Source organism: Dolichospermum circinale AWQC131C, from assembly GCF_000426905.1.
Lineage (GTDB): Bacteria > Cyanobacteriota > Cyanobacteriia > Cyanobacteriales > Nostocaceae > Dolichospermum > Dolichospermum circinale.
In genome coordinates, this window is sequence record NZ_KE384651.1 from 7,589 (window position 1) to 7,788 (window position 200).

Annotated in this window: 1 pseudogene; it reads left to right on the plus strand. The window is 39.5% G+C overall.

Features of this window, described 5'->3' with window-relative positions:
• Nucleotides 1-200: pseudogene (locus ACIR131C_RS26965) on the plus strand (MATE family efflux transporter); the annotation flags it as partial.

A 200-nucleotide genomic window follows, 5' to 3' on the forward strand; every position in this document is an offset into this window, starting at 1 on the left:
ATTAATACAGCAACTTCTTTTCTCGCTTTGTCGGGATTATTCCAAATTTTTTACAGTATTCAAATGATTACTGTTGGGGCTTTGATAGGGTTGCAAGATACGTTCGTTCCAGTGTTAATGAACTTAGTTGTCTGGGTTCTTGGGTTGGCAGGAAGCTATTTCATGGCAATCATTTTAGGTTGGGGAGGTATCGGTATCTG